Raw genomic sequence first — 22,666 nt, 5'->3', positions numbered from 1 at the left:
TCTAGAACTCGGTCCAATCGCCCGTGGCACCTGCGGCACCCGCGGCGCCGCCGGCCAGGGTCAGCGGCGGAGCGGAGGCCATGGCTTCCTTCTTGCGCGGCTTCGCGAGCGGCCGGGCCGGCGCCTCGGGCGTGCGCGGTGCTTGCGCATGCAGGGTTGGGGCCGCGCCCTCGAGCCTGAACACGCTGACGGCTTCCACCAGGCTCGCGGCCTGCTCCTGCATCGACTGCGCCGCAGCGGCGGCTTCTTCGACCAGCGCGGCGTTCTGCTGCGTCACCTGGTCCATCTGGGCAATGGCCTGGTTCACCTGCTCGATGCCCGTGCTCTGCTCCTGGCTCGCGGCCGTGATCTCTCCGATGATGTCGGTCACGCGCTTCACGCTGCCCACGATCTCGGCCATGGTCTTGCCGGCTTCGCCGACCAGCGCACTGCCCATGTCGACCTTGCCGACGGAGTCGTCGATCAGGCCCTTGATTTCTTTTGCCGCTGCGCCTGAGCGCTGGGCCAGGTTGCGCACTTCGGAAGCGACGACTGCGAAGCCTCTTCCCTGCTCACCGGCACGTGCCGCTTCCACCGCGGCATTGAGCGCGAGGATGTTGGTCTGGAACGCGATGCCGTCGATCACGCCGATGATGTCGACGATCTTCTTGGATGACGCATTGATCGAGGCCATGGTGTCGACCACCTGGCCCACCACGTTGCCGCCCTTGACGGCCACCTCGGAGGCAGACAAGGCCAGCTGGTTCGCCTGCCGCGCGTTGTCCGCGTTCTGCTTGACCGTGGAGGTCAGCTCTTCCATCGACGCCGCAGTCTGCTCGAGCGAACTGGCCTGTTCCTCTGTGCGTGAAGACAAGTCCTGGTTGCCCGCGGCAATCTCTCCCGAGGCGGTCGCGATCGCATCGCTGGAACTCTTGATCCGCACCACGACCTCGGTCAGCTGGTCCTGCATGCGCTTGATCGAGAACAAGAGACTGCCGGCGCGGGCCGAGCGGGCCTGCACGCTTTCGCTCAGGTCGCCGTTCGCGATGCGGCCGACCACGTCGGCGGCGTAGCCGGGCTCGCCGCCCAGTTGCCGCCCCAGCAACCGCGCCACCACCACGCCGAGCCCCACGCTGATGGCGATGCCGGCCAGCGCCATCAGCACCATCAGCAGGCGCGAGGTCTTGAAGGTGCGTGCGGCGTCCTCCATGCCGTCCTTGGCCTGCTGGTCGCTGTAGGCCACCATGCGCTGGAGCACTTTCTCCAGCGCGCGCGACTCCTTGAGCAGCTGCTCGCTCTCCTGCGGCACGCTGCCTTCGAACTGCGAGCTGTCCAGCGACTGCTTGGCGATGAGGTCGGCAAAATCGGCCAGGTGCTTTCGCAGCGGCGGCATCAGGCGCTGGTACTGCTCGCTGAGTTCGCGGCCTTCGGGCGTCTCCTCGAGCAGGGGCTTGACCTCGGCCACGTTCGATTCGAGCGCCCTCACGGCGTTCTTCAGTTCCGTGAAGCCGGTGTTGCGCTCGCCCTTGGTGCCGGCCGACAGCAGGCCCATCTGGGCGCGGCTCGCGTCGAGCAGCTGGATGTTGGCCGCCTGCACGGCCTTGATCGCGCGCAGGTCATGGCTGTAGAGGTCTTCAGTCGAGGCGTTGATGCGCCCCATGTGGAAGATGCCGAGCCCGCCAACCGCGGCGCCCACCGCCGCGACCACGAGAAAGCTCAGAACCAGCTTGGCGGCGACACGAAGCTCCAGGAACCATTTCATTTTGCTTTTTCCTGTGGTGCGTGTCAGAACTCGGTCCAGTCGCCCGGCGCGGCAGCCTGGGCCGCGGCGAGCCTTGGAGCGGAACGGGTGCCGGCGGCGCGGCGGGCCGCCGCCGGCCGGGTGGGCGCCTTCAGCGCGGGCACCGCCTTGCGCGGCGGCAGCGCCGGCTGCACCCGGGCCTGCATCTGCACGAGCGGGCGCGGTGCGTTGTCGCCGTCCAGCTTGAACACGCTGACCGACGCCACCAGGCTCGCGGCCTGCTCCTGCATTGACTGCGCTGCCGCGGCCGCCTCTTCCACCAGCGCCGCGTTCTGCTGCGTCACCTGGTCCATTTGCGCAATCGCCTGGTTCACCTGCTCGATGCCGGTGCTCTGTTCCTGGCTGGCCGCCGTGATCTCGCCCATGATGTCGGTCACGCGCTTGACGCTGTCGACGATCTCGTCCATCGTGCGGCCCGCTTCGGCCACCTGGCGGCTGCCGGCCTCGACCTTGTCCACCGAGTCGTCGATCAGGCCCTTGATTTCCTTGGCGGCTGCGCCTGAGCGCTGCGCGAGGTTTCTCACCTCGGAAGCGACGACTGCAAAGCCGCGGCCCTGTTCACCGGCTCTTGCGGCTTCCACTGCCGCATTCAGCGCCAGGATGTTGGTCTGGAACGCGATGCCGTCGATCACGCCGATGATGTCGACGATCTTCTTGGACGAGCTGTTGATGGAGCCCATGGTGTCCACCACCTGGCTCACCACGCCGCCGCCACGCACCGCCACTTCAGAGGCGGAGACCGCCAGCTGGTTGGCCTGCCGCGCGTTGTCGGCGTTCTGCTTGACGGTGCTCGTGAGCTCTTCCATCGAGGCTGCGGTCTGCTCGAGCGAGCTCGCCTGCTCTTCCGTCCTGGAAGACAGGTCCTGGTTGCCCGCCGCAATCTGGCCCGAGGCCGTCGCGATCGCATCGGTGCCGTGGCGCACTTCGCCCACCACCTTGGCCAGGCTGCCGTTCATGCCCTTGAGCGCGTGCATCAACTGGCCGGTCTCGTCCTTCGTCGTCACTTCGATGCGGCTGGTCAGGTCGCCGGCGGCCACCGCCTCGGCCACCTCGACGGCGCGGCGCAGCGGATGCGTGATGCTGCGCACCAGCAGCCAGGCGAGCACCAGGCCCAGGCCCAGCGACAGCACGCCGAAGACGACCAGCATCAGGCTGGTGCTGGCGCGCATCTCTTTGCTGCGCTCGGCCGCGGCGTCGAGCAGCGCGCGTTCCGTGTCCACCATCTGCTGCACACCTGCAAGATAGCTGCGCGAGGTGGGTTCGAAGCGTTCGTTGAAGATCCGGTTGGCGCCTTCCATGTCGCCCGCCAGCTTGGCCTTGCTGACCTCCTCGCGGGCCGCGAGGTAGGCCTTGCGCAGCTCGCCGACCTTGTCGTACAGCGCCTTCTTTTCGGGCGTGTCCATCTGTTCCTCGATGAACTTCTGCAGCTCGTTGGTCTCCTTGATGGAGAGCGCCGTGGCCGGCGCGAAGTAGGCGATCAGGCTCGCATCGCTGCTCTTGGCAATGGCCGCGGCGCGCTGGACGCCCGAGTTGGTGTTGCGCAGCCAGTCGGAGCCCGCGCGCTCGGTCTTGATGTTCTTCTCGACCATCGCATTGATTTCCTCGCCGAGCTGCTGCAGCTTCAGCACGGCAAGCACGCTGCTCGTGAGAGACAGGGCGAGGATGACGCCGATCACGACGGCCAGCCGCTTGCCGATGGAAATATTGCTCAGAAACATGCTCATCACTCCAGAAAATCAGGAAAGGGCAAGCACGCAGAACGCGCGCTTGCCGCAGGAAAGGGTTGTGCGCGCCCGCCTCAGGCGGCGATCTTCTCGACCAGGCCCATCTCGTCGCTGGACATCAGCCGGTCGATGTCCACCAGGATCAGCATCCGCTCGTCCAGCGTGCCCAGGCCGATCAGGTAGTCGGTGTCCAGCACCGAGCCCATCTCCGGCGCCGGCTTGATCTGCTCCGCGCTCAAGGTGATCACGTCCGACACGCTGTCCACCACCATGCCCACCACGCGACCCGCGATGTTCAGCACGATCACCACCGTGAACTGGTCGTAGCTGGGCGTGCCCAGCCTGAACTTGATGCGCATGTCGATGATCGGGACGATGATCCCGCGCAGGTTCACCACGCCCTTGATGTACTCCGGCGCGTTCGCGATGCGCGTCACCGCGTCGTAGCCGCGCAGCTCCTGCACCTTCTGGATGTCGATGCCGTATTCCTCCTGGCCCAGCGTGAAGGAAAGAAATTCCAGGGGACGGCCGGCCCGCAACGGGGCGATGCTGCGGCTGTCGGCGGTTTGTTGGGATGTTGTTGTGCTCATCGGATATCTGTCGCTGTTGGCTAGAACTCGGGCCACGCGCCGCCGGTTGCGCCGGCCATGGCCAGCTGCGGGGACGCGGGGGCTTCGTGGGTCTTCTTGCCCGGCGCGAGGCGCCGGGACTTCTCGGAAGCCGGGGGCATGGCAGCGGCGCTGCCGGGTTCGAGCCTGAACACGCTGACCGACTCGACCAGGCTCGCGGCCTGCTCCTGCATCGACTGCGCCGCAGCCGCGGCTTCTTCCACCAGCGCCGCGTTCTGCTGCGTGACCTGGTCCATCTGCGCGATCGCCTGGTTCACCTGCTCGATGCCCGTGCTCTGCTCCTGGCTCGCCGCCGTGATCTCGCCCATGATGTCGGTCACGCGCTTCACGCTGTCGACGATCTCGTCCATCGTGCGGCCCGCTTCGGCCACCTGGCGGCTGCCGGCCTCGACCTTGTCCACCGAGTCGTCGATCAGGCCTTTGATTTCCTTGGCGGCTGCACCTGAACGCTGGGCCAGGTTGCGCACTTCGGAGGCGACGACTGCGAAGCCTCTTCCCTGCTCGCCGGCTCTTGCGGCTTCGACAGCAGCATTGAGCGCCAGGATGTTGGTCTGGAACGCGATGCCATCGATCACGCCGATGATGTCGACGATCTTCTTCGACGAGCTGTTGATGGAACCCATGGTGTCCACCACCTGGCTCACCACGCCGCCGCCGCGCACCGCCACTTCAGAGGCGGAGACCGCCAGCTGGTTGGCCTGGCGTGCGTTGTCGGCGTTCTGCTTGACGGTGCTCGTGAGTTCTTCCATCGAGGCCGCGGTCTGTTCGAGCGAACTCGCCTGCTCCTCGGTGCGCGAAGACAGGTCCTGGTTGCCCGCGGCAATCTGCCCTGAAGCCGTCGCAATCGCATCGGTGCCGTGGCGCACCTCGCCCACCACCTTGGCTAGGCTGTCGCGCATGGCCTGGACCGCGTGCAGCAGGCTCGCCTGGTCGCCGTGCTTCAGGTCGATGCGGACCGCCAGGTCGCCGTCGGCGATGCGGTGCGCGATGCCGGCCGTGACCATCGGTTCGCCGCCGAGCTGCTTCAGCAGGCCGCGCGAGATCGCCCAGCCGAGCGCGAAGAGTGCCGCGGCCAGCACCAGCGCGCTGATCGACAGGCCGATGGCCCGGCTCATGATGGTGGCCTGCACCGTGTCCACGTAGACGCCCGAGCCGATGATCCAGCCCCAGGGCTCGAAGCCCTTCACGTACGAGACCTTGGGCACCGGCTTGTCGCTGCCCGGCTTGGCCCAGAGATAGGGAACGAAGCCCGCACCATCGGCCTTGACGGTGTCGACGAAGGCGACGAACAGCCGCTTGCCGGTGGCATCCTTGTTGGACGAGAGGTCCTTGTTCTCGAGCGCCGGGCTGATCGGGTGCATCAGCATGCGCGGCTGCATGTCGTTGATCCAGAAATACTCGCTGCCGCTGTAGCGCAGGCCGCGGATCGCCTGCATCGCCTGCTCCTTCGCCTGCGACTCGGTCAGCGTGCCCTTGGCCGCGAGCGCGTGGTAGTGGACCAGCAGGCCATGCGCGCTTTCCACCACCTGGCGCACGCTGGCCTGCCGCTCTTCCAGGATGAGCTTGCGCTCCGAAACCAGGAAAAGGGCCGTCAGCGCCGCCACGCCCAGGATGGCGCTGGCCGTGAGCAGCCCGAGCTTCTGCCCGATGCTGAGGGCGCGCGGATTCAAGCGGTTGAACATGGTCTCTTCCTTGGGTGGATGTCTTTTGTGCGGTGCTCTGTCCACAGGGTTATCGGCATCCGCGCGCAAGACTTGAGGCCTTCAGCTCAAAATTCCGTCCAATCGCCATTTGCCGCGCTGGCGGCCACGGCCAGTTGCGGGGCTGCGGTGGCCTCGCTCTTCCTGGCCGGCGCCGGCCGCAGGGCCTTCGGCGCGGCGAATGCGAGCCCGGAACGAGCGGCCGGTGTTCCATCCAGCCTGAACACGCTGACGGCCCCGACCAGGCTCGCGGCCTGCTCCTGCATCGACTGCGCCGCGGCGGCGGCTTCTTCGACCAGCGCCGCGTTCTGCTGCGTCACCTGGTCCATCTGCGCGATGGCCTGGTTCACCTGCTCGATGCCGGTGCTCTGCTCATGGCTCGCGGCCGTGATCTCCCCGATGATGTCGGTCACGCGCTTCACGCTGCCCACGATCTCGGCCATGGTCTTGCCAGCTTCGCCGACCAGCGCACTGCCCATGTCGACCTTGCCGACGGAGTCGTCGATCAGGCCCTTGATTTCCTTGGCGGCGGCGCCTGAGCGCTGGGCCAGGTTGCGCACTTCGGAAGCGACGACTGCGAAGCCGCGGCCCTGCTCGCCGGCACGTGCCGCTTCCACCGCAGCATTGAGCGCGAGGATGTTGGTCTGGAACGCAATGCCATCGATCACGCCGATGATGTCGACGATCTTCTTCGAGGACGCATTGATCGAGGCCATGGTGTCGACCACCTGCCCCACCACATTGCCGCCCTTCACTGCCACTTCGGAGGCCGAGAGCGCGAGCTGATTCGCCTGCCGCGCGTTGTCCGCGTTCTGCTTCACCGTGGAGGTCAGCTCTTCCATCGACGCCGCGGTCTGCTCGAGCGAACTGGCCTGCTCCTCGGTGCGCGAAGACAAGTCCTGGTTGCCCGCGGCAATCTCGCCCGAAGCCGTGGCGATCGCATCGGTGCCCTGGCGCACGCCGCTCACCACGGTGGCCAGGCTCGCATTCATGTTCTTCAATGCCAGCATCAGCTGGCCCGTCTCGTCGCGGGACGATGATTCGATGCGGCTGGTGAGGTCGCCGTCCGCCACCGTCTGCGCCACGCGCACCGCCTCGTTCAGCGGCCGCGTGATGCTGCGCGTCAGCAGCCATGCCAGGACGCCGCCGAGCAGCAGCGCAGCCATGGCCAGCACGATCACGTTCATGCGGCCCGCGCGGTTCAGGCTGTCCACCGCATCGGCGGCCTTGTCGATGCGCTCGGCCTGGTGCGTCAGCATGCCGCGGATGCTCGCGTCGTAGACCTCGAGCATCGGCACCAGCTTGCCGTTGGTGATCGCTGCCGCCTCCTCCTGCTTGCCTTCGGCCTTGAGCTTGAGGATGGTGTTGCGCAGGCCCACGTACTGGCTGCGCTTTTCCTTGATGCCGGCGCTGATCGCCTGCTCCTCGGGCGAATCCAGCATGGCCTCGAGCTTGGCCTGCGTCTCGGAGATGCCGGCGCTGGTCTTGCTCATCTGCTTTTGCAGGTAGTCCTGCACTTCCGCATCGTTGCTCTTGACCAGCGCGAAAGTGCGCACGCTGTTGCTGCTGGTGTTGAGCAGCCAGTTCGCGGCCAGGCGCTCCTTCACGAGCGAGCGCTGCACCATCTCCTGCACCGCGTCGCCCACGCCCTGCAGGCGGAACACGCCAATGCCCGCAATGCAGGCCATGAGCGCCAGCACCAGCGCAAAACCGATGCCCAGGCGCGTGCCGATCTTGAGGTTCTTCATGTCGATTGCTCCGTGCGCGCCGTCTCAGGCGGCGATCTTCTCGACCAGGCCCATCTCGTCGCTGGACATCAGCCGGTCGATGTCCACCAGGATCAGCATCCGCTCGTCCAGCGTGCCCAGGCCGATCAGGTAATCGGTGTCCAGCACCGAGCCCATCTCCGGCGCCGGCTTGATCTGCTCCGCGCTCAAGGTGATCACGTCCGACACGCTGTCCACCACCATGCCCACCACGCGACCTGCGATGTTCAGCACGATCACCACCGTGAACTGGTCGTAGCTGGGCGTGCCCAGCCTGAACTTGATGCGCATGTCGATGATCGGGACGATGATCCCGCGCAGGTTCACCACGCCCTTGATGTATTCCGGCGCGTTCGCGATGCGCGTCACCGCGTCGTAGCCGCGCAGCTCCTGCACCTTCTGGATGTCGATGCCGTATTCCTCCTGGCCCAGCGTGAAGGTCACCACCTCCAGCCGGCTCGAGGTGGCAGGCGCCGCGGCGCCCCGGTGTTGTGGGGGGGTCATGATCTCTGCCATATGGATTCCTTCAGCTGAACTTCTGCATGATGCGAACGAGCTTCTGCCCGTATTGCGGATCGGTGGCGTAGCCGGCCTTCTGCAGGCCGTGCGCGGCCTCGGCCGGTGTATCGGCGGCCAGCACGCCGGCGTAGCGCGGGTTGCGCGTGATGAACCGGGCGTAGTCGGTGAAGGCCTCGTCGTAGGACGCGTAGGCCCTGAACTTCGCGCGCACGCGCTGCGGCTCGCCGTCCACGTATTCGGTCGTGGTGGTCTCCACCACCGGACCCTTCCAGCTGCGGTCGGCCTTGATGCCGAACAGGTTGAAGCTCTGGGTGCCGTCGTCGGCCCGGATCTCGCGCTTGCCCCAGCCCGATTCGAGTGCGGCCTGCGCGAGGATCAGCGGCGCGGGCACGCCGCTCGCCTCGCTCGCCACCTGCGCGGAGCCGCCCATGCGCTGCACGAAGCTGTCGACATTGCCCTGCAGCGAGGCCACGGCGCCCGCGGCCGAGCGGTCGCTGTTGCGCTGGTAGATGCCCAGGTCCACCGATGCGGCCGATGGCCTTGCCGGTGCGGATGGCAATGACGATGGCAGTGGCGACGAACCGAGCGGAATGCCCGACTGCGGTGTGAGCGGAATGCCCGCGCGGGGCGCGAGCGAGATGCCTTCGCTGCCGCCGCCGTCTGTTTCTCCCGAGGGCGCTGCGCGGCTGAGCTGCGCGAGCATGGCCTCGGCCAGGCCCACGCCGCGCCCCGAGAGGTTCTGCGCGAGCTGCTGGTCGAGCATCGACATGTAGATCTTCTGGTCGCGGTTCTCCAGCAGTCCGCTCGAAGGCGTGGCCTCGCGCATGCTCTTGAGCACCATGTTCATGAACAGTGCCTCGAACTGGCGCGACACCTGCTTCAGCCCCTCTTCGGGCGAGCTGCGCACGGTGTAGCGCAAGGCATCGACGCCCTGCACGTCGAGTGCAAGGCGCTGGTCCAGCGCGCCGCTTCTGCTTTCGGTGATGGCCATGGCGATGCTCAGATGATCTCGAGCTCGGCGCGCAGCGCGCCGGCGGACTTCATGGCCTGCAGGATCGACACCAGGTCCTGCGGATTGGCGCCCAGGCTGTTCAGGCCCTTGATCACATCGGCCAGCGAGGCGCCGCCGCGCACCATCTGCAGCGCGCCGCCGCCCTGGCTGATCGAGATCTGCGAGGTCTGCCCGACCACCGTGGAGCCGCCGGAAAATGCATTGGGCTGGCTCACCACCGGATCCGTGTTGATGACCACCGAGAGGTTGCCGTGCGCCACCGCGCAGTCGTTCACGCGCACCGCCTGGTTCATGACCACGGAGCCGGTGCGCGCATTGACCACCACGCGCGCGACCGCCTGCGTCGGCGTCACTTCGAGGCTCTCGAGCCGCGCGAGAAAGCCCACGCGCTCCTGCGGCGCGGGTGCCTGCACCTGGATCACCCGGGCGTCGAGCGCCTGCGCCGTGCCCGCGCCGAACTGCCGGTTGATGGCTTCGGCCGCCAGCTGCACGGTGCCGAAGTCGGAGCGGTTGAGCTCGAGCGTGAAGCTGCCTTCGCCGCCCACCGGCGCCTCGACGCTGCGCTCCACCAGTGCGCCGGCCGGAATGCGGCCCGAGCTGAGCTGGTTGACCTGCGCCTTGCTGCCGTTGGCCGACGCGCCCGCGCCGCCGACCACCATGTTGCCCTGCGCGATCGCATAGACCTGCCCGTCGACGCCCTTGAGCGGCGTCATCAGCAGCGTGCCGCCGCGCAGGCTCTTGGCATTGCCCATCGAGGACACCGTCACGTCGATGTTCTGGCCGGGCCGCGCGAACGAAGGCAGCGTGGCCGTGACCATCACCGCCGCCACGTTCTTGAGCTGCATGTTCACGCCCTGCGGAATCGTGATGCCCAGCTGCTGCAGCATGTTGTTGAGGCTCTGCGTGGTGAACGGTGTCTGCATCGTCTGGTCGCCCGTGCCGTCGAGCCCGACCATGAGGCCGTAGCCGATCAGCGGGTTGTCGCGCACGCCCTGGATGCTCGCGAGCTCCTTCAGCCGCTCGGCCTGCGCCGGTGAACACAGGGTGATGGCGCACAGCGCCGCAAAGCCGATCAACGAACGCACATTGCAGAAGAAATTCATGATTTGGGGGTGAGTCATCAAAACGGCATGACGTTCAAGAAGAAGCGCTGCATCCATCCCATGTGCTGCGCCTCGTCGATGTAGCCCTTGGCCGTGTACTCGATGCGCGCATCGGCCACCAGCGTCGAGGGCACGGTGTTGTTGCCCGAGACCGTGCGCGGGTTCACCACGCCCGAGAACCGGATGTATTCGGTGCCCTGGTTGATGCCCATCTGCTTCTCGCCGCTCACCAGCAGGTTGCCGTTGCGCATCACGTCCACCACCGTGACCGTGATCACGCCGTTGAAGGTGTTGTTGGCGTTGGCGCCGCCCTTGGCGTCGAGCTTGTTGCCGCCCGACAGCTTGGCGTCCTGCCCGTCGAGCAGCGAGCCCAGCAGCTTCGGAATGCCGGCGAAGTCGGCCGCCAGGCTGCCCGTGCGGCTTGCCGACGCGCCCGAGTTCTTGCTCGCGTTGACGCGCTCGCTGATGACGACGGTCAGGATGTCGCCCACGTTGCGCGGCCGGCGGTCCTCGAACAGCGCGCTGCCGCCGGGACCGTCCTGGAAGATCGCGCCGTTGGCACGCCGCGGCATCGAAGAAGCCGTGTTGTCCGCCCGCGCCGTCATCGGCTGGTGCACCAGCGGCTCGCGCGGAACCTGCGCGCAGCCCGAGGCCAGCACGGCAACCGCCACCCACGGCGCCAGGCGCAAGGTGCGGGAGGTCATAACTGCGCCAGGCGCTGCAGCATCTGGTCCGAGGTCTGGACCGCCTTGCTGTTGATCTCGTAGGCGCGCTGCGTGGCGATCATGTTCACGAGCTCTTCCACCACGTTGACGTTCGAAGCCTCCACGTAACCCTGGCTCAGGATGCCCGCGCCGTCGACGCCGGGGTTGACCTGGTTCGGCGCGCCGGAGGCATCGGTTTCCGCATAGAGGTTCTCGCCCTTGCTCTGCAGGCCGGCCGGGTTCAGGAAGGTGGCCAGCTGCAGCTGCCCGACCTGCACCGTGTTGGTCTGCCCGGCCTGCGTGATCGACACGATGCCGTCGCGGCCGATGGTCAGGCTGGTGGCGTTCGCGGGCAGCGTGATGGCCGGCTGCACCGGAAAGCCGCTGGCCGTGACGAGCTGGCCGTCGCGGTCGGTCTGGAACGAGCCGTCGCGCGTGTAGGCGGTGGTGCCGTCGGGCATCAGCACCTGGAAGAAGCCGCCGCCGTTGATGGCCACGTCGGTCGGCTTGTCGGTCTTGGTGAGGTTGCCCTGCGAGTGGATGCGCTCGGTGGCGACCACGTGCACGCCGGTGCCCACCTGCAGGCCCGAAGGCAGCCGCGTCTGGTCCGAGGTCTGGCCGCCGACCTGGCGCAGGTTCTGGTACATCAGGTCCTCGAACACGGCGCGGCTTCGCTTGAAGCCCGTGGTGCCGACGTTGGCAAGGTTGTTCGACACCACGTCGAGTTGGGTCTGCTGGGCATCCAGGCCGGTCTTGGCGATGTAGAGCGAGCGCATCATGGCAAAAAATCCTTGGGGAAATGGGTGGTGGGGCGCGGGCTCAGCCGTACGCCAGCAGCTTGTTGGCCGACTGCGCGTTCTCGTCCGCGCTGTGCATCGACTTCATCTGCATCTCGAAGCTGCGGGCGTTGGCGATCATGGCCACCATGGCCTCCACGCCGTTGACGTTGCTGCCCTCGACCGCGCCGGTGGTCACGGTCACGGCCGCATCGGGCTCGGCCGGCGCGAGGCCCTCGCGCATGCGAAAGAGGCCGTCGGCGCCGCGCACCAGGTCGGCCACGGGCGGGTTGACCAGCTTCAGCCGGCCCACCTCGGCAATGCCGATGGCCGGGTCGCCGGCACCGCGTGCGGTGACCAGGCCGTTGGCCGCGATCGCGACAGTGGAGCCGGGCGGCACCGTCAGTGCGCCGGCATCGCCGGCCACAGGCAGCGAGCCCATGGTGGTGAGCTGGCCCTCGGCGTTCACCTGCAGGTTGCCCACGCGGGTGTAGGCCTCGCCGCCATCGGGCGTCTGCACCGCGAGCCAGCCGTCGCCGTGAATGGCGATGTCGAGCGCGCGGCCGGTTTCCGTGAGCGGACCGTGGCTGAAGTCGGCGCCCGGCGTGGTGGCAACCACGTAGGCGCGCGTCGTCGCCTCGGCGCCATCGGTCACCGGCACCGCGCGAAAGCTGTTGATCTGCGCGCGGAACCCGGGCGTGGAGGCGTTCGCCATGTTGTTGGCCACGGAGGCCTGCTGCTCCATGGCCTGCTTGGCGCCGCTCATCGCGACATACAGCATGCGGTCCATGGGCGGCTCAGCGGATGTTGATCAGGGTCTGGACGACCTGATCCTGCGTCTTCACCGTCTGCGCATTGGCCTGGTAGCTGCGCTGCGCGACGATCAGGTTGACGAGCTCGGAGGTCAGGTCAACGTTCGATGCCTCCAGCGCGCCCGAGGCGAGCGAGCCCTGCTTGGTGCCCGCGCCCGGCGTGCCGGTGAGCGGCTGGCCCGAGGCCAGCGTTTCGCCCCAGACGTTCTCGCCCATCGGTTCCAGGCCGTTGGGGTTGGCGAAAGAGGTCAGCACCACCTGGCCCATCAGCGTGGTCTGTTCGTTGGAGAACTTGCCGGTGATGGTGCCGTCGGGGTTGATCGAGAACGAGGTCAGCGTGCCGGAGGTGTAGCCGTCCTGCTTGAGCGTCTTGATCTCGTTGACGTTGCCGAACTGCGTGGTGCCCGAGAGGTCGACCGTGGCGTTGAGCGCCACCGAGCCGTTGCCGAAGTTCATGGCGGGCAGCGTCAGCTTGCCGCCGGCCGGCGTGAGCAGGTTGCCGTTGCCGTCGAAGCTCATCGTCGAGATCGGCGCGCCGCCATTGAGCGCGCTGCCGTCGGCCGCGCCGTACACGTCCCAGGCATTGGCGCCGGTCTTCACGAAGAAGACGCCGAGCTCGTGCGGATTGCCGAGCGAATCGAACACCGGGCCGAGCGCGTTCGAATAGTTGAAGGTGGCCGAATCGGTGGCGGAGAACGGCGTCTTGGTGGGCACCGTGCCGCGCGCGTCCAGGTTGAAGGTGGCGTTGATGGCGGTGGTCGCCTTCGGGCTCATGGCCGTGGTCTGGACCTGCAGCGGGCCCGGCGTGCCGCCGTCCAGGCCGCCGGTGGCGGAGACGCCGTAGCCCGTCAGGCGCAGGCCCGCGGCGTTGACGATGAAGCCGTCCTTGTCGCGCGTGAACTGGCCATTGCGCGAATACATCACCTCGCCGCTCGGGCTGCTGAGGCGGAAGAAGCCGTCGCCGTTGAGGATCGCCACGTCCAGCGGCCGGCTGCTGGTCTGCACCGAGCCCTGCGTGAAGTTCTGCACGATGCCCGACACCGCCACGCCCAGGCCGACGCGCGAGCCCGCATACACGTCCTGGAAGGTTGCCGCGCCCGACTTGAAGCCGACCGTGCCCGAATTGGCGATGTTGTTGCCGATGACGTCCAGGTTGGCGGCGGCTGCGGACAGGCCGCTGATGCCTTGGGAAAAGCCCATGATCGAATCCTTGTTTCAGTGCAATGAAGAAGAAGAAATGGCCCGCGGCGCACGGGCCGCTGCCGATGAGGAAGACGGCGCGCGACAGCTGCTCAGAGGAACATGCGCACGTCGGCCAGGCCGATGCTCTGGCCCGACATCAGTTCGAGCGTGACGCCGCTGGCGCCCTGCTTGACGGCGGCCACCTGCGAGAAGACCAGCGAAGTGGCCTCCACGCGCGTGCCGTTGTTGGCGGCCGCGACGCTGAAGCTGTAGGCGCCCGCCGGGGCCGTGCTGCCGTCGTCGGCCTTGCCGTCCCAGCTGACGGCGTTGACGCCCTCGGTCATCGGCCCGAGCGTCAAGGTGCGCACGGTGTTGCCCGCGGCGTTGACGATCTTCACCTCGACGGTGCCGGCGGTGGCCGGCAGCTGCACGGCAAAGGGCACGGCCGCCGGTTCCTCGCCGGCCTTGGGCTCCGTGGCGGCGATGGTGTTGCCGGGCGACAGCACGTTGTAGCCAATGAGCGATGCCGCCTGCAGCACCTGGTTGGCGCCGGTCTGGTTCACCAGTCCGCTGAGCGCGCTGTTGAGCCGCTCGATGCCGCTCACGGTGCTCATCTGCGCGAGCTGCGACGTGAGCTCGGCGTTCTCCATCGGGTTGAGCGGGTCCTGGTTGTTGAGCTGCGTCACCAGCAGCTTGAGGAAGCGCTGCTCGCTGTCCGCTCCCGAGACGTTGCCGGCGCTCGACGCGGCGGTGGCTGCGTTGAGCCCGGAGATGGAAGAGGTGTCGGAAATGGCCATGGTTCTTGTTGGGATGTGGGGGGTTACTGGCCGATGCTCAGCGTCTTGACCATCAGCGTCTTGGCGGTGTTGAGCACCTCGACGTTGGCCTGGTAGCTGCGCGAGGCGGAAATCATGTTGGTCATCTCCTCGACCACGTTGACGTTGGGCATGGCCACGTAGCCCTTGGCGTCGGCATGCGGGTTCTTCGGGTCGAAGACCATCTTCAGCGGCGAGGGGTCCTCGATGACGCCGGCCACCTTCACGCCGCCGATGTCCTGCTGGCCCGAGGCGTCGACTTCGAAGACCACCTGCTTGGCGCGGTAAGGCTTGCCGTCGGCGCCGGCCACGCTCTCGGCGTTGGCAAGATTGCTGGCCGTCACGTTCATGCGCTGCGACTGCGCGGCCATGGCGGAGCCCGCCACGCTGAAGATGTTCATGGAAGCACCGGGATGCGGCATGTGCGGCTCCTTCCTGTTTATTGCGCAGCGGAGAGCAGCGACTTGATCTTGGCGCTGACCACCGTGAGGTTGGCTTCGTAGCGCAGCGCGTTGTCGGCGAAGTTGATGCGCTCGGCGTCCATCTCCACCGTGTTGCCGTCGATGCTGGCCTGGCTCGGCACGCGGTACAGCAGGTCGCGCTCGGGCATCGAGGACGGCGCATCGGCCTGGATGTGGCGCGCCGAGGTGGCGGCCATCTGCACCGGCTGCTGCGTTGCGCGGCCGTGCTCGACCGCCTGCGTCAGGCGGCTCGCAAAATCGAAGTCACGCGCCTTGTAGTTGGGCGTGTCGGCGTGGGCGATGTTGGCCGCGAGCACTTCCTGGCGCTGCGTCCGAAGGTTCAGTGCTTCGCGGTTGAAGCGAAGCGCCGCATCCAGCTTGTCGATCATGTGTTTCCATCTTTCGAGGCGTCGCGTCCCTGGCGGGGCATGGCGACAGATGGAAAGCGAGTCTATGCATGCACTGCGTTCGCAATGGCCCGAACAAAGGGGCATTTGGCGTGCACTTCGAATCTTCGGATCGGGTGCGCCTTCCTAGAATTGCCGGGCACCCATCATGGAAAAAATCCCTTGCCGCCCACGCCGCCTGAAGCTCGTGCTGCCTGCCCTGGCGGCCGGACTGGGCGCGGCGATGTGCGTGGCCGCGGCGCCGCTCACGGGCGATGCGCGCGCCGCCGTCGACCGGCTGCTGCAGGCCCAGAGCGCCGGACTCCCGGGCAAGGTCGGCATCCGCGTCGAGGCGCCGGCATCGGGCCCGCTGCCCGCCTGCGATGCGCTCGAGGCCTTCCTGCCGCGCGGCGCCGCGGCGTGGGGCCGGGTGTCGGTCGGCCTGCGCTGCCACTCGGAGCAAAAGCCCTGGACGCGCTATGTGCTGGCCCATGTGGCGGTCGAGGGGCGCTACCTGGTGGCCGCGCGCAACATCGATACCGGCCAGGCCCTGGGCGCGGGCGACTTCATCGCCCGCAATGGCGATCTCACCGCCCTGCCGCGCTCGGTCGTGACCGACCTTGCCGAACTGCAGGGCGTGGTGGCCGCCAACCGCATCGCGTCCGGCGCGCCGCTCAGGCGCGAACTGATGCGCGGCGTGGCCGTGATCCAGCAGGGCCAGACCATCAAGGTCGTTGCCGAAGGCCCAGGCTATGTGGTCAGCACCGAAGCACGCGCGATGAGCAGTGCCAGCGCCGGTGCGGCCGTGCGGGCCAGGACCGTGGACGGCCGCATGGTCAGCGGCGTGGCCGACGAGGAGGGGCAGGTCCGCCTGCCGCAGTAGCCGCATTCGATGCGCACTGCCCTAAAGTTCTGGCCCGAACTGCCGATACACCAGGCAGCCCTTTGAGGAACCATCTTGAAAATCGATCCATTCGCCCCTTCGGCCACACCGCTCCCCCGAACGAACAAGGGCGCGGCGTCCTCGCCCGCCAGCGGCACCGATGCCGTCCAGGGCGGCAGGAACGCGGTGAAGCTCTCGCCGGGGCAGGTGCATTCGCTGCCCGAGGCGCCCAACTCCGATTTCGACGCGGCGCGCGTTGCCTCGATCCGCGAGGACATCCGGGCCGGGCGCTATGAAATCCACCCCGACCGGATCGCCCGCGGCCTGCTCGCCAGCGTGCGCGATCTGCTCCACGAAAACGGAAAGCTCTGAACGCCATGCTGCTTCACCTGTTGGCCGAAAAAACCTGTGTCGAGGAATTCCTGTCGGTGCTGGAGCGGGAGGCAGAGGCCATGAAGAACGGCCTCTTCGCCGAGCTGCCCTCGCTCACCGGGCGCAAGGCCGGCCTGCTCGACCGCATGGCGGCACTCGACCAGGCGCGCGAATCGGCGCAGGTGGCGCGGGGTTTCGAGCCCGGGCGCGCGGGCGCCGATGCCGCCGCCGCGGCGGACGGCGAGGCCTCGCTTGCCGCCTGGACGGCACTGGTCGAGCTGGCGCAGCAGGCCAAGGCCAGCAACCGCCGCAATGGCGCCATGGTGTACAGCCAGCTCGATTTCACGCAGAACGCGCTGCACTACCTGCAGGCCGGCGCGCAGCCCTTCTACGGGCCGGACGGCATCCGCAAGGCCGCCAGCGCCGCGGGAACGCGGCTGGCGGTGGGCTGAGCCGCAGATCTACTTGCGGGTCGTCTTGCCCGACTTGGGCGGCGCCTCGAACAGCTCCGAGAAGAACGACTGATTCACCTCGCCGGAATCCTTGGCAGTTGGACTCGGCTCAGCCGACGGCAGCTCCTGGAAGTCCGACGACGCGAAGTGCGGCGGCACATACACCCCGTGCTCGTCCCGCCTGACCAGGCCGCGGCGCTCCAGGTCCCGCATGGTCTTGTTGACCTGCATCCTGGAAAGCCCCGAATAGGAGGCGATGACCGACTGGGTGATGCGCTTGTCGTAGCCGCCGTCGGTGCCCGGCGCCAGCACGGTGAGCTCGTGCAGGATGCGGCTGATGAGCCGCTCCGACGAGGCCGATGAAATCTGCCGGATCTGCCTGCGCAGCACCGTGGTGCGCTTCATGACCACGTCGAGCAGGCCCATCGTCACGGCCGGATGGCGGTCGCACAGCGCCTTGAATTCGAGCGTGGGCACCAGGTACAGCGAGGTGGGCAAGGCCGCCACCAGAGTCGCGCCGGCCTGGTAGCGCTCCTCGATCAGGGCGGAGTTCAGGAAGAAGTCGTCCTGCCGGATGAAGTCGGTCGTGACGTCGCCGCTGTCTCCGCTGCCCTGCACCACCACCCGCAGCAGGCCGGTGGCCACGCAGTAGATGCGGTCGGACCATTCGTCCGCCGCCAGCACCACTTCGTTGCGCCGGTAGGACCGAAGCTCGATGCGCTGAACGAAGGCTGCGCGCTCATCCGGGGGAACGCTGGCAATAAGAGGATGCAAATACATCTGTACCGTCCATGGGCTGCCTTGCCGCATATTGGCTCAAAGCGGCTGCCTGCAACTCTCCCCGCTCTCTAAATGTGAATATTTACCAGATTAGACTCATATACTAACAGTCGGTAACATCTGGACACGCAACATCATCGCATGACTTGGCGAACTACGCGCGCCAGCCGCCCGAGACCAGCCATTGGCTTGTACCGCAGGCGACAACGAGCGCCGCGTAGGTCGCCATCGCGCCGTCGCGCCCTGCAAGGACGACGCCGCCGAGCAGCACCAGCGCTCCCACGCCTGAATTGATCGCGCCCTGGGCCCACCATGCCCTGCCGCCCGCCTTGCGCCGGAAGACGTGGCCCATGAGCGCGCACAGGAAACCGACGGCCAGCGCGGGCGCCACGAAGTTCAGCAGGTGATTGAGAAGATCCAGCAGCGACATGGGTAGGAAATGGGTATCGAGCGAGGGCCGCCGGATAAGGCCAAGGGCGCTCGCGGCGCCCTTGTTGTGTGGAGTTGCATGCGGCCAAGCCCCTTGGCGGCCGCATGGCTGCTGCTGATTTTATAATCAGTGGATATGTCAGTCTGGACCCTCGGGTTGAACCACACGACCGCGCCGCTCGATCTGCGCGGTCGTTTCGCGTTCGCGCTCGATCAGCTGGCACCCACGCTGCAGAGCCTGCGCAGTTCGTTTGCCGGCGGCCGCCATCCGCAGGTCGAGGCCGCGATCATCTCCACCTGCAACCGCACCGAGATCTATTGCGCCGCCGAGCATGCCGCGCTCGACCACACGGTCGGCTGGCTGGCCGAGAGCGGCGGCGTCGCGCCCGCGCTGCTGCGCTCGCATGCCTACACGCTGCAGGACGACGAGGCTGCGCGCCACGTCTTCCGCGTGGCCAGCGGGCTCGATTCCATGGTGCTCGGCGAAGCCCAGATCCTCGGCCAGATGAAGGACGCCGTGCGCGCGGCCGAAACCGCCGGCGCGCTCGGCAGCACGCTCAACCAGCTGTTCCAGCGCTCCTTCGCGGTCGCGAAAGAGGTGCGCACCGCCACCGAGATCGGCGCGCATTCCATCAGCATGGCCGCGGCGGCCGTCCGGCTGGCCGGCCAGCTGTTCGAAGACCTGCACCAGACGCGCGTGCTGTTCGTCGGCGCGGGCGAAATGATCGACCTGGCCGCCACGCATTTCGCGGCCAAGGACCCGAAGGCCATCGCCATTGCCAACCGCACGCTCGAGCGCGGCGAAAAGCTGGCCTCGCGCTTCGGCGGCGAGGCCATGCGGCTGGCCGACCTGCCCAGCCGGCTGGCCGAGTTCGACATCGTGGTGAGCTGCACCGCCAGCACGCTGCCGATCATCGGGCTGGGCGCGGTCGAGCGCGCACTCAAGGCCCGCAAGCACCGCCCGATGTTCATGGTCGACCTGGCCGTGCCGCGCGACATCGAGCCCGAGGTGAAGGCGCTCGAAGACATCTATCTCTACACCGTCGACGACCTCGCCCAGGTGGTGCAGCAGGGCCAGGCCAGCCGCCAGGCCGCCGTGGCCGAGGCCGAGGTCATCATCGACGCCGGCGTGCAGAGCTTCATGCACTGGCTCGGCCAGCGCGGCACCGTGCCGCTGATCCAGCAGCTCAATGCCCAGGCCGACGAGTGGCGCGCCGCCGAGATGGCGCGCGCGCGCAAGCTGCTGGCCAAGGGCGAATCGGTCGATGCGGTGCTCGAGGCCATGTCGCGCGGGCTCACGCAGAAGCTGCTGCACGGCGCCATGGCCGAGCTGCACGCGGGCGACGCCGCATCGCGCGAGCACACCGCGCAGACCATCTCGCGCCTGTTCCTGCGCAAAGAGCGTTAGCGACGCTCGCCAGCGGCCCGGCCCTGCCGGCCGCGGTCCCCCATGCGCCCTGCCGCGGCACCGCGGCGCCCTTTCCCCATTTTTCCGAGCTCCTTTCCGCCGTGAAGACCTTTCTGCGCCACCAACTCGAACGCTACGCCCAGCGCCTGGGCGAACTCGACTTCCTGCTTTCGCGCGAAGACATCATGAGCGACATGGCTCAGTACCGCCCCATCTCGCGGGAGCACGCCGAGATCACGCAGATCGCGGGCCGCTACGAGCGCTACAAGCAGCGCGAAGCCGACATCGCCGGCGCGGCCGAAATGCTCGAAGACCCCGACATGGCCGAGATGGCCCGCGAAGAAATCGCCGCCGCGCAGGCCGAGCTTGTGCAGCTCGAGGAAGAGCTGCAGCGCCTGCTGCTGCCCAAGGACCCGGACGACGCGCGCAACGCCTTCCTCGAAATCCGCGCCGGCACCGGCGGCGACGAGTCGGCGCTGTTCGCGGGCGACCTGCTGCGCATGTACACGCGCTACTGCGAGCGCGCCGGCTGGCGCTGCGAAGTGGTGAGCGAGAGCGAGAGCGAGCTCGGCGGCTACAAGGAAGTGGTGATCCGCATCGCCGGCAACGACGTCTTCGGCCGCCTGCGCTTCGAATCGGGCGGCCACCGCGTGCAGCGCGTGCCGGCCACCGAGACCCAGGGCCGCATCCACACCAGCGCCTGCACCGTCGCCGTGCTGGCCGAGCCCGACGAAACCGTGGCAGTGCAGATCAACCCGGCCGACCTGCGCATCGACACCTACCGCGCCAGCGGCGCCGGCGGCCAGCACATCAACAAGACCGACTCGGCCGTGCGCATCACGCACATTCCAACGGGCATCGTGGCCGAGTGCCAGGACGACCGCAGCCAGCACCGCAACAAGGCCAAGGCGCTGCAGGTGCTGTCCGCGCGCATCCAGGAAAAGGACCGCAGCGAGCGCGCCGCCAAGGACGCCGCCATGCGCAAGGGCCTGATCGGCAGCGGCGACCGCTCCGACCGCATCCGCACCTACAACTTCCCACAGGGCCGGCTCACCGACCACCGCATCAACCTCACGCTCTACAAGCTGCAGGCCATCATGGAAGGCGACCTCGGCGACGTGCTCGACGCGCTGCGCGCCGCGCGCGAGGCCGAGCAGCTGGCCGAGCTCGAATCGAGCCTGCCGGCATGACGGCCACGGCCACCACGCCGTCCACCGTGGCCCAGGCGCTGGCCGCGGCTGTCGCGCTGGGCGTCGACCGGCTCGACGCGCAATTGCTGCTGCTGCATGCGCTGGGCCGCGCGCCGCACGACCGCGCCTGGCTGCTGGCGCACGACACCGACGCCATTTCCGACGCGGCCTGGTCCGCGCTTTCGGTGCAGCTGCCGCGCCGCCTGGCGGGCGAGCCGGTGGCCTACCTGCTCGGCGAGAAGGAATTCCACGGCCTCGGCCTGCAGGTGGATGCACGGGTGCTGGTGCCGCGCCCCGACACCGAAACGCTGGTCGACTGGGCCCTGCAATGCCTCGAAGGCCGCAAGGCCCCGCAGGTGCTCGACCTGGGCACCGGCAGCGGCGCGATAGCGCTGGCGCTGCAGCATGCGCGCCCCGATGCGCTGGTCGACGCGGTCGATGCCAGCGCCGACGCACTGGCCGTTGCCGAGGCCAATGCGCAGCGCCTGGGCCTGCCGGTGCGCTTTCGCCAGGCCCACTGGCTCGACGGCGCGGCCGGCGGCTACGCGGTCATTGCCAGCAATCCGCCCTACATCGCGGCCGGCGACCCGCACCTGGCGGCGTTGCAGCACGAGCCGCTGGCAGCGCTGGTGGCCGGCCCCGACGGGCTGGCCGACATCCGCCAGATCGTGCAGCAGGCCCCCGCGCACCTGGCGGACGGCGGCTGGCTGCTGCTCGAGCACGGCCACGACCAGGCGGCGGCCGTGCGCCAGCTGCTCGGCGCGCGCGGCTTTGCCGAAGTGCAAAGCCGCGACGACCTTGCCGGCATCCAGCGCTGTTCCGGCGGGATCTGGCGCACGGTGAAATAATCCCCCCAGCCCATTTTTCAGGAGTTCCCATGTCCGACGCCCAGCAACGCATCGACGATCTCGTCAAGACCAACGACCTCGTGCTCTTCATGAAGGGCAACGCCAGCTTTCCGATGTGCGGCTTCTCCGGCCGCGCGATCCAGATCCTCAAGGCGGTCGGCGTCGACACCAGGACGCTCAAGACCGTCAACGTGCTCGAAGACGACGGCATCCGCCAAGGCATCAAGGAATACAGCAACTGGCCCACGATCCCCCAGCTCTACGTCAAGGGCGAATTCGTCGGCGGCTCGGACATCATGATGGAGATGTACGAGTCGGGCGAACTGCAGCAGGTGCTGGGCGGCGGCAGCAACGCGGCCTGATTTCCCGGCCCGCCATGAGCCACGACCACGGCCACGGCCACGAGGGCAAGGCCGCACCGGCCTGGAAGCACGACGGCGTGCGCGTGATCGCGGCCAACCAGCTCGACGCCAACACCGCCCAGACGCCCGGCATGAACCGCGCCGCGGCCATCAACTTTGCGCGCGTCGGCGCGCAGAAGCTCTGGGCCGGCACCGTCACCATCCATGCCGACGCCAAGACCGGCGCCCACCACCACGGGCACCTCGAATCGGTGATCTACGTGGTGCGCGGCCGGGCCCGAATGCGCTGGGGCGAGAAGCTCGAGTTCACGGCCGAGGCCGGCCCGGGCGACTTCATCTACGTGCCGCCCTACGTGCCGCACCAGGAAATCAACGCCAGCGCCACCGAGCCGCTCGAATGCGTGCTGTGCCGCAGCGACGGCGAGGCGGTGGCGATCAATCTCGATATCGAGCCGGTAGAAAAACCCGAATCGGTCCTGTGGGTCGACCCGACCCACCCGCACGGCGGGGTCTAGGCTCTCCCCCAGGCTGCGCGCACTTCGTGTCGCTTCTCCCTCCCCCTTCCGGGGGCAA

25 protein-coding genes are annotated in these 22,666 nt (G+C 67.9%); 8 read left to right on the top strand and 17 right to left on the bottom strand.

Annotation, left to right across the window (positions count from 1 at the left end; genetic code table 11):
- Position 1: 1 nt before the first annotated feature.
- From VPA02S_RS22360 to flgB, 15 genes are all read right to left on the bottom strand, one after another.
- Complete coding sequence (locus tag VPA02S_RS22360; protein WP_062365641.1) at positions 2-1,741, bottom strand: methyl-accepting chemotaxis protein; 1,740 nt, start codon at positions 1,739-1,741, stop codon at positions 2-4.
- 23 nt (positions 1,742-1,764) lie between these two features.
- Complete coding sequence (locus VPA02S_RS22355) at positions 1,765-3,498, bottom strand: methyl-accepting chemotaxis protein (protein WP_062366023.1); 1,734 nt, start codon at positions 3,496-3,498, stop codon at positions 1,765-1,767.
- An 80-nt stretch (positions 3,499-3,578) separates the two neighbouring features.
- On the bottom strand, positions 3,579-4,094 hold the full coding sequence (locus tag VPA02S_RS22350) for a chemotaxis protein CheW (protein ID WP_062365640.1): 516 nt from the start codon (positions 4,092-4,094) through the stop codon (positions 3,579-3,581).
- A gap of 20 nt (positions 4,095-4,114) precedes the next feature.
- A complete protein-coding gene (locus VPA02S_RS22345; protein WP_062365639.1) occupies positions 4,115-5,815 on the bottom strand; it encodes a methyl-accepting chemotaxis protein in 1,701 nt (566 codons plus the stop codon).
- A gap of 86 nt (positions 5,816-5,901) precedes the next feature.
- The gene (locus VPA02S_RS22340) at positions 5,902-7,581 is read right to left on the bottom strand and encodes a methyl-accepting chemotaxis protein (RefSeq protein WP_062365638.1); all 1,680 of its coding nucleotides are present in this window, start codon (positions 7,579-7,581) and stop codon (positions 5,902-5,904) included.
- 24 nt (positions 7,582-7,605) lie between these two features.
- Complete coding sequence (locus tag VPA02S_RS22335; protein ID WP_062366021.1) at positions 7,606-8,103, bottom strand: chemotaxis protein CheW; 498 nt, start codon at positions 8,101-8,103, stop codon at positions 7,606-7,608.
- A gap of 22 nt (positions 8,104-8,125) precedes the next feature.
- Entirely contained in the window at positions 8,126-9,109 is a 984-nt protein-coding gene (gene flgJ / locus VPA02S_RS22330) for a flagellar assembly peptidoglycan hydrolase FlgJ (RefSeq protein ID WP_062365637.1), read from the bottom strand.
- A gap of 8 nt (positions 9,110-9,117) precedes the next feature.
- Positions 9,118-10,251 carry a flagellar basal body P-ring protein FlgI gene (locus VPA02S_RS22325; RefSeq protein ID WP_062365636.1) on the bottom strand — a complete coding sequence of 378 codons (1,134 nt, stop codon included), beginning with the start codon at positions 10,249-10,251 and terminating at the stop codon, positions 9,118-9,120.
- Positions 10,251-10,937, bottom strand: a complete 687-nt coding sequence (locus tag VPA02S_RS22320; RefSeq protein WP_062365635.1) for a flagellar basal body L-ring protein FlgH — start codon at positions 10,935-10,937, stop codon at positions 10,251-10,253. The genes VPA02S_RS22325 and VPA02S_RS22320 overlap by 1 nt, the downstream gene beginning before the upstream one ends.
- Positions 10,934-11,716: a flagellar basal-body rod protein FlgG gene (gene flgG, locus VPA02S_RS22315; protein ID WP_062365634.1), complete on the bottom strand. Its 783-nt coding sequence runs from the start codon at positions 11,714-11,716 to the stop codon at positions 10,934-10,936. The genes VPA02S_RS22320 and flgG overlap by 4 nt, the downstream gene beginning before the upstream one ends.
- Before the next feature lie 40 nt (positions 11,717-11,756).
- Positions 11,757-12,503: a flagellar basal body rod protein FlgF gene (locus VPA02S_RS22310; protein ID WP_062365633.1), complete on the bottom strand. Its 747-nt coding sequence runs from the start codon at positions 12,501-12,503 to the stop codon at positions 11,757-11,759.
- 7 nt (positions 12,504-12,510) lie between these two features.
- The gene (gene flgE, locus VPA02S_RS22305; protein WP_027730591.1) at positions 12,511-13,725 is read right to left on the bottom strand and encodes a flagellar hook protein FlgE; all 1,215 of its coding nucleotides are present in this window, start codon (positions 13,723-13,725) and stop codon (positions 12,511-12,513) included.
- 92 nt (positions 13,726-13,817) lie between these two features.
- The gene (locus VPA02S_RS22300) at positions 13,818-14,504 is read right to left on the bottom strand and encodes a flagellar hook assembly protein FlgD (RefSeq protein WP_062365632.1); all 687 of its coding nucleotides are present in this window, start codon (positions 14,502-14,504) and stop codon (positions 13,818-13,820) included.
- 23 nt (positions 14,505-14,527) lie between these two features.
- The gene (flgC, locus tag VPA02S_RS22295; protein WP_062365631.1) at positions 14,528-14,944 is read right to left on the bottom strand and encodes a flagellar basal body rod protein FlgC; all 417 of its coding nucleotides are present in this window, start codon (positions 14,942-14,944) and stop codon (positions 14,528-14,530) included.
- Positions 14,945-14,961: 17 nt separating this feature from the next.
- Entirely contained in the window at positions 14,962-15,372 is a 411-nt protein-coding gene (gene flgB, locus VPA02S_RS22290; protein ID WP_062365630.1) for a flagellar basal body rod protein FlgB, read from the bottom strand.
- 166 nt (positions 15,373-15,538) lie between these two features.
- On the opposite strand from flgB, the gene flgA reads away from it, so the two are divergent.
- The 3 genes from flgA (at position 15,539) to VPA02S_RS22275 (ending at position 17,076) form a co-directional block, all read left to right on the top strand.
- On the top strand, positions 15,539-16,252 hold the full coding sequence (gene flgA / locus VPA02S_RS22285) for a flagellar basal body P-ring formation chaperone FlgA (protein ID WP_015866974.1): 714 nt from the start codon (positions 15,539-15,541) through the stop codon (positions 16,250-16,252).
- 75 nt (positions 16,253-16,327) lie between these two features.
- The gene (flgM, locus tag VPA02S_RS22280; protein ID WP_062365629.1) at positions 16,328-16,624 is read left to right on the top strand and encodes a flagellar biosynthesis anti-sigma factor FlgM; all 297 of its coding nucleotides are present in this window, start codon (positions 16,328-16,330) and stop codon (positions 16,622-16,624) included.
- A gap of 5 nt (positions 16,625-16,629) precedes the next feature.
- The gene (locus tag VPA02S_RS22275; RefSeq protein WP_062365628.1) at positions 16,630-17,076 is read left to right on the top strand and encodes a flagella synthesis protein FlgN; all 447 of its coding nucleotides are present in this window, start codon (positions 16,630-16,632) and stop codon (positions 17,074-17,076) included.
- 9 nt (positions 17,077-17,085) lie between these two features.
- On the opposite strand, the gene VPA02S_RS22270 is transcribed toward VPA02S_RS22275, so the two are convergent.
- A complete protein-coding gene (locus VPA02S_RS22270; RefSeq protein ID WP_018906813.1) occupies positions 17,086-17,856 on the bottom strand; it encodes a Crp/Fnr family transcriptional regulator in 771 nt (256 codons plus the stop codon).
- Positions 17,857-18,010: 154 nt separating this feature from the next.
- Complete coding sequence (locus VPA02S_RS22265; protein ID WP_062365627.1) at positions 18,011-18,286, bottom strand: hypothetical protein; 276 nt, start codon at positions 18,284-18,286, stop codon at positions 18,011-18,013.
- Between the two features lie 135 nt (positions 18,287-18,421).
- Here VPA02S_RS22265 and hemA point away from each other — a divergent pair, with 135 nt between their 5' ends.
- The 5 genes from hemA to VPA02S_RS22240 all read left to right on the top strand — a co-directional run bounded on the left by hemA (position 18,422) and on the right by VPA02S_RS22240 (position 22,608).
- Positions 18,422-19,693, top strand: coding sequence for a glutamyl-tRNA reductase (hemA, locus tag VPA02S_RS22260; protein WP_062365626.1), 1,272 nt, complete (start codon positions 18,422-18,424; stop codon positions 19,691-19,693).
- Positions 19,694-19,794: 101 nt separating this feature from the next.
- Complete coding sequence (gene prfA, locus VPA02S_RS22255; protein WP_062365625.1) at positions 19,795-20,883, top strand: peptide chain release factor 1; 1,089 nt, start codon at positions 19,795-19,797, stop codon at positions 20,881-20,883.
- Entirely contained in the window at positions 20,880-21,731 is an 852-nt protein-coding gene (gene prmC / locus VPA02S_RS22250) for a peptide chain release factor N(5)-glutamine methyltransferase (RefSeq protein WP_062365624.1), read from the top strand. The genes prfA and prmC overlap by 4 nt, the downstream gene beginning before the upstream one ends.
- Before the next feature lie 29 nt (positions 21,732-21,760).
- On the top strand, positions 21,761-22,093 hold the full coding sequence (gene grxD, locus VPA02S_RS22245) for a Grx4 family monothiol glutaredoxin (RefSeq protein ID WP_015866982.1): 333 nt from the start codon (positions 21,761-21,763) through the stop codon (positions 22,091-22,093).
- Positions 22,094-22,107: 14 nt separating this feature from the next.
- On the top strand, positions 22,108-22,608 hold the full coding sequence (locus VPA02S_RS22240; protein ID WP_015866983.1) for a cupin domain-containing protein: 501 nt from the start codon (positions 22,108-22,110) through the stop codon (positions 22,606-22,608).
- Positions 22,609-22,666: the final 58 nt, after the last annotated feature.

Origin of the sequence: Variovorax paradoxus NBRC 15149 (assembly GCF_001591365.1) — a bacterium.
GTDB classification, from domain to species: domain Bacteria; phylum Pseudomonadota; class Gammaproteobacteria; order Burkholderiales; family Burkholderiaceae_C; genus Variovorax; species Variovorax paradoxus.
Note: the sequence above shows the minus strand (reverse complement) of the source record. Positions and strands in the feature narration are given on the sequence as shown.